The organism is Streptomyces sp. ICN903 (genome assembly GCF_022015835.1).
In the GTDB taxonomy this organism is placed as follows: domain Bacteria; phylum Actinomycetota; class Actinomycetes; order Streptomycetales; family Streptomycetaceae; genus Streptomyces; species Streptomyces fenghuangensis.
Window position 1 is genome coordinate 1 of sequence record NZ_JAKMAY010000356.1, and the last position, 5,152, is coordinate 5,152.

Annotated in this window: 4 protein-coding genes; all 4 read right to left on the reverse strand. The window is 76.2% G+C overall.

What is annotated here, in order from left to right; translation table 11 throughout:
• Positions 1–36 precede the first annotated feature (36 nt).
• Positions 37–1,365 (reverse strand): ABC transporter substrate-binding protein, encoded by a 1,329-nt coding sequence (locus tag L7D48_RS25430; RefSeq protein ID WP_237882897.1) that lies wholly within the window; start codon positions 1,363–1,365, stop codon positions 37–39.
• Positions 1,366–1,415: 50 nt separating this feature from the next.
• Positions 1,416–2,399, reverse strand: coding sequence for a hypothetical protein (locus L7D48_RS25435; RefSeq protein WP_237882899.1), 984 nt, complete (start codon positions 2,397–2,399; stop codon positions 1,416–1,418).
• Positions 2,396–4,009 carry a vWA domain-containing protein gene (locus tag L7D48_RS25440; protein ID WP_237882900.1) on the reverse strand — a complete coding sequence of 538 codons (1,614 nt, stop codon included), beginning with the start codon at positions 4,007–4,009 and terminating at the stop codon, positions 2,396–2,398. Before L7D48_RS25440 ends, L7D48_RS25435 begins: the two co-directional genes overlap by 4 nt.
• Positions 4,006–5,152 (reverse strand): tetratricopeptide repeat protein (locus L7D48_RS25445; protein WP_237882901.1); only part of this gene is annotated, 1,147 nt, incomplete at its 5' end. The genes L7D48_RS25440 and L7D48_RS25445, both read right to left, overlap by 4 nt.

Below are 5,152 nucleotides of genomic sequence, written 5' to 3' on the forward strand. Positions count from 1 at the left end.
GGCGGTACGGGGAGGCGGTACGGGGAGGGCAGCCGGTCACCGGCAGACCTGGTCCAGCCGGTCCGGCTTCCGCCGGAACCGCTGGACGTACTGCCGCCCGGACTCCTCCTGGACCTCCTGGATCCGCTCCAGCAGCCCTGTGGGGTCCTGCCCCGGATCGGCGAGGAACTCCAGGACCTTCTCGTAGAAGACACGGCGGATCATGGGCGGCATGACGTCCGAGGCGTCCAGGCAGAGCCGCCGGGCCCCCTCCAGTTCCCGCACTATGCGGCGGCTGACGGTGTCCCCGCCGCCGGCTGGGTACCTCTCCTCGCCCACGTCCTCGTGGGCGGAGAAGAAGGGGATCTCGCCCCTGGCCCAGGCCGCTTCGTCCTTCGCCCAGACCCGCTGCGCCCTGCGGGAGGCCAGGAAGCGCATCAGGTCCTGCGCCTCGGGGCTCTCGCGGAACATCGCCGCGAAGTCGGCGGAGACCTCCCGGTCGCGGCCGTCGCGGTCGGCGGCCCCGGGCAGCAGCCGGGGCGAGGGGACGAAGTCGGCCCCCGGTGCCCTGGGGCCGTACAGATGGCGGGCGAAGCTGCCCTGGTGCTCCAGGTCGCAGCCGCCGCCCGGGCCCGTGCCGAAGAGCAGTCCGTTGCCGCCCTCCGGGCCGCGGTGGTCGGTGGTCAGCGCTTCGCGGGCCGCCCTTCCGCCGTCGCCGGACATGAACTCGCCCCAGGTCTCCCACGCCTCCACCACGGGGCCGTCCGTCCACTCCATCTCACCGGTCACCCAGTCCGCGTAGACCTCGGGGCCCGACCTCTGGAGGAGGATGTCCTCGATCCAGTCGCTGCCGGGCCAGCCGGAGGTGGCGTCGGAGCCCATGCCGACGCACCAGCGGTCCGCGTCCGCGCGCGCGAGGTCCGGCTCCGTGCCCTTCCGGTACCAGACGATGCTCTTGAGATCGACCTTCACCGGGATCCAGTGGCGTTCCTCCATCCCGGCCGGCTGTGCCAGCCAGGGCCCGCCGTCGTACTTCTCCTCGTCCACGACCCCCTTCTCCAGCGGCTCCAGGAAGCCCTCGCGCTCGTAGTCGACCAGATCTCCGAGGACGGGCAGGACCGCGATGTCGGGAGGGTCGCCGGCCAGCAGTCCGGAGAGCAGGACCTCGCGGTTCGCCGTGGTGCCCTGGTACTCGACGGACACCCCGTGCTCGGCCTCGAACAGGCCCAGCAGTTCCTCGAAGGGCTGCTGCTCGGCCCCCGTCCACGGGCCGAGGACGGTCAGGGTGCGGCGGGGCTCCGCGGTGTCCCCGGCGCAGCCCACCGGGCCCGCCAGCGCCAGCAGCAGGGACAGCGCGCCGAGCGCGGCCGTACGCGCCCCGCGCACGCTCCTCGTACGCGCGCGCCTCGTACGGCCGCCCGTCACGCGCCCGCCCGTCACGGCCGGAACCTGTACTGGCTCAGGTGCCGCTGCAGTCCGGCCCAGGACAGCAGCGCGACCGCGGCGCCCCCGGCCGGTATGAGGCCGGCCAGCCGCCCGCTCCCGGACGTCTCGTCCAGGACCTCCTCGACCCGGGTGCGCGCACCGGTGATGGCGGCCCTGGTCTCCTCCGGCTCCCCCCGGGGCAACTCCCCGCGTGCCTTCGCCCCCTGCTGCGGCTCGGCGACCGCCACCAGCTCCCGGCGGGCCTCGTCCAGGCCCTTCTGGGTGTCCGCGGCCCACCGCACCGGCAGCCAGGAGGCCAGCAGGACCGCGCAGGCCAGCAGCAGGAAGGGGTTCAGCCGCTGGGGGAAGCGCCGCTGGAGCTGCCACTGCACCACGACCAGCGCCAGCAGCGGCACGAGCGGGGCCTTCTCCACCCACCACCACAGCTCCCGCCGGGCGTCGGTGAGTTCCGTCTGCTCCCCCAGCCGCCGGAGCTGGTCGCGCTGGAGGCCGTCGAGCCGCGCGAGGATGCCGGTCCCCCCGCGGTTGATGATGGTGTCGGCGCTCGCGCGCCACGCCCGGCTCAGCGCCTCGTCCTCCGCGTGCTCGATCGCCCGGCCGATGGCCTCCTGGTAGACCACCAGCAGGGCGATGACGGTGCTCAGCTCCCGCTTGCCCTCCTCCTGCGCGACCTGCCGGTCGGCTATCCGCGACAGGCTCTGGGTGGCCGCCGCCATGTAGGTGCGGTACGTCTCGTCGGTGCCGGCGCCGTCGACCAGTTCGGAGGCCAGGTGGTCGCGGGCGGCCAGGTGGGCGTTGACCAGCGCGCCGCGGGCCGCGGCGACCTCCAGCACGGCCGGCGCGGTCCGGTCCCGGACGGCGGCGGGGCGGCGGTGGGTGTCGTCGTACGCGGCGAACAGCACGGCCGCCGCGAGCAGGGCCAGCACCACCAGCGAGGCCAGCTGGGTCACCAGCAGCCACCGGGTGCCGATCACCGGTCCTCCCCCAGGGGGTGCCCGCAACTCTCGCAGAACCGGTCCGGGCGCACCCACTCGGCGCACCGGCGGCAGCGCACGGGCGGCTTCTCGCTGTGCCCGGCGCCGGCCTCTCCGGGCGCGCCGTCCCCGGGCGCGCCCGGGGGCGGGGGTGCGTCGCCGCCCGCCTCCGGCGGGGGCGCGGTGCGGCTGCTTCTGGCGATCAGCGTCCGCAGATGGCCGGGGTCGACGGCGTCGCGGACACGCACCAGGCCGACGGCGGCGTTCTCCACGGTCACCAGCGCGCGCAGCCGGGTCAGGTGCGAGGCGTCGCCCAACTCGTACGCCAGGCGCACCGCTCGTCCCAGCTCCCGCTCGGCGCGGGGGACGTCGTGCCGGCCCAGGGCGGCGCAGCCGGCGCGGGTGGCCTCCTCCAGCTCGGTGTAGCGCCGGAAGTGTCGTCCGGCCACGCCGAGATCGGTCGGCGGCGCCTGTCCGATCCACCGGACGGCGATCCGCTCCTCGCGCGGCAGCACCACGCCCGCGGCGGCGTCGGCCTCCAGTCCCAGGGAGGCGATCCGTGCCTCCCCGGTCTCGCGGACGGACGGGTGGCCGGGGTCCACGCGCAGCCTCAGTTCGTACCAGCGGGTCTCCTCGCCCCACGCCCCGGTGGGCAGGAGCGTCCGGTCGCCGTCGCGGACGGCGGTGCCGGTCAGGTCCAGCACGGCCGGGTTGACCTGGCGGAAGAGGGCGACCGACGCCCGGGGGCCGGTGTGCACGGCCAGGGCGAGCCGGGACAGCTTCCTGCGCGTGGAGGCTCCGACCAGTTCCCGGAAGAGGCGGGTGAGCTGCTCGCCGAGCCCCTCGCCGGCGCGGCCGGCGTCCCGGGGGTCGCCGGCGTCCGGGGGGTCGTCGACGACCGCCTCCACGCGCCCGCGCAGCCGGTCGGCGATCTCCCTGAGCTGCTCGGCGTCCCAGCCCTCTCCGATGCCGAGCGCGTCGCATTCGAACTCGCCCGCGCAGTCGTCCAGTACACGCCGCAGCTCCTCGGTCCGTCCGTGCTGGTCCACGCCGTCGGTCAGCAGCAGGGCGTGCCGGAAGGCGGTGTCGGGGCGCGCGGTGAGCAGTGTGCGGGCCAGCGACAGCCAGGAGGAGATCCGGGTGCCGCCGTGGGCCTCCAGAGTGAGGGCCGCGCGGGCTCCGTCGGCCCGGGAGGCGGGCGAGGCCGCGACGGTGGCGGGCGAGGCCGGATCGCACCGCGGGTGGACGACGCGGGCGGTGTCCGTACCCGCGACCAGGGCGAAGTGGGTGCCGTCCGGGAGCATCTCGATCGCCGCCGCGGCCGCCCTGCGGGCGGCGGCGATCTTACGCGCGGAAGGGTGTCCCATGGAGCCGGAGCAGTCGATGACGATCACCTCGGAGCGCTCCGGGGGGTGGCGCGGAGCGGCGGCCTCCAGCCCCCGCGCCCGGATCCTCACCATCACCTGCACCTCGTGGCCGCCGCCGGGAGCGCCGCTTCGGCCGGGGGCGTACTGCTCGTGGGCGGTCTCCACCGTCATGTCCACGCGCGGGCGGCCGGGGGCCGCGCCGCCCGCCGCCTCGGTGGCAAAGTCCCGCGCGGTGTCGGTCATCGGGCCGACTCCCTGCTCGTTCGGTGGTCGGCCCGGCCGGACGGCCGGACGAACCAGGTGCGGGGGAAGACCGCGTTGGAGCAGTCCTCGAGGTGTTCGTGCTGATCCGGGGTGGTGCCGGGCAGCCGGGCCATGTCGTGGAAGGACCACGACAGCAGCGTGCGCAGTCCGCGTTCGGTGGGCGGTCTGCCCGGGCCGCCGCCGAACAGCTCGCCGGTCAGTTCCGCCAGGCGCGCGCGGTCCTCCGCCCATCCGCCGCCCGCGCCGTCCGCACCGCCGCCCGTACCGCCCGCGCCACCGGCCTCCCTCACCCCGCCGGCGACCCGCTGGATCCAGTCCAGCGCCCACTCGCGGATCTCGGCGGTCAGGCGGGTGCGTTCGGGGCCGACGCCCGCGCCGCCGTCGAGTTCCAGAGCGGGCAGCTCCTCCCGTACGGCCGCCAGGCCGCGCCAGTCGGGCAGGCCGCCGGGCTCCGGCGCCAGCCGGGCGGCGCGGATGCGCACCGCCGCGATCCGGGCGGCGTCGTAGTGCCGCGAGGTGGGCGTCACCCCGTCGAGCACCTCGGTGGCGCGCTCGCGGTCGCCCCGGGCCAGATGGACCCGGGCCAGGCCGAAGGCGGCGCTGCCCTGCTGCGGGTTGCGCCGCCACACCGCGTGGTAGAAGCGTTCGGCCCGCTCCGGTTCACCGCGGTGCTCGGCGCAGTAGCCGAGCGCCAGCTTGGGGGCGTACTCGCCCGGCAGCGCGCCGTAGACCTCGGCGAAGTGCCCCTCGGCGCACTCCACTTCACCCCCGGCGAGGTGGAGCAGGCCGCGGTGCCAGGCGATGCGCCAGTCCGGGGCGGGCCGCTCGTCCGGTGCCGCCCCCAGGGCCGCCTCCGCCTCGCGCAGATGCCGCCGCGCTCCGTCCAGTTCCCTGCCGCGGTCCCTGGTGTGCTCCGGCGGCAGGGCCTCCCGCGCCGCCAGATGGGCCCGGCACAGCCGCAGCCGGACCTCCGCGCTCGTGCCCGGGCCGTCACCGCCCAGGAACCTCTCCAACTGCCGTACGACCGCCCGCGGACCGAGCGGTTCGGGCATGCGCAACTGGGCCGCGGCCGGGTCGTCGGGGCGCGGCAGCGGGGCGGGCAGTCCGGCGGCGACGGCGGAG

Bases quoted from the DNA above. Each gene is read 5' to 3' on its own strand.
- L7D48_RS25440 (WP_237882900.1), bottom strand. From the start codon at position 4,009: ATGACCGACACCGCGCGGGACTTTGCCACCGAGGCGGCGGGCGGCGCG.